General features: G+C 59.8%; 1 pseudogene. It reads right to left on the minus strand.

The window, feature by feature from the left end:
* Positions 1 to 135: 135 nt before the first annotated feature.
* A pseudogene (locus EOA85_RS36655) lies at positions 136 to 451 on the minus strand (transposase); the annotation flags it as partial.
* Positions 452 to 684: the final 233 nt, after the last annotated feature.

Raw genomic sequence — 684 nt, forward strand, 5'->3', positions numbered from 1 at the left:
TTTGAACTCCTCGTCAAGTTGCTTGATCCGGCGATCTAGTGAGAGAAGTTCATCGACCATGTCGTGAACGAGTTGCCGGCATCCTGGCGGTTTGTTCGGCGGTTCTCGCGCAGCCACAGGTTCAGCTTTGGGCGCCCCTTCGCTGACGATGCCGCGATCGAACAGCACACCGCGCAATTGGTTGATGAGCGCCGTGCGGTGCCGACAGTCGCTCGCGCGCACGGTGCAAAGTCTGCACATTGAGTTGCTCTTCCGACTTGACCGGTACGAAGCGCATGGTCGGTCGTGTCGCCGCTTCGGCGATTGCCTCGGCATCGCGATCATCGTTCTTGTGCGACTTCACGTACGGTTACACATACTCCGGCGGCATCAGCCGGACATCGTATCCGAGCGAGGCAAACTGACGAGCGAGGTGATGAGCGCCGCAGCACGCCTCCATGCCAATGATGCAATTGTCCGGAGCCGCAGCCGAACACCGACGTCGACCTTAGTGCGCCGGTCACAGTTCGCCCGGAGGCGACCATGTAACGACAAACCTCGTCCGATGGGTTAAAGGGTGGCCTCGACACCGATTCACCGAGGTGAGGCAGATCGCGATGCAGGACTCAGCGTTAGGCAAACTTAGGAAGGGTGATGTGACTCTCTGGCCCAACATCGCCGCCGCCGATTTGCGTAGCGCCAAGA

This window comes from Mesorhizobium sp. M5C.F.Ca.IN.020.29.1.1, from assembly GCF_003997375.1.
Lineage (GTDB): Bacteria > Pseudomonadota > Alphaproteobacteria > Rhizobiales > Rhizobiaceae > Mesorhizobium > Mesorhizobium wenxiniae.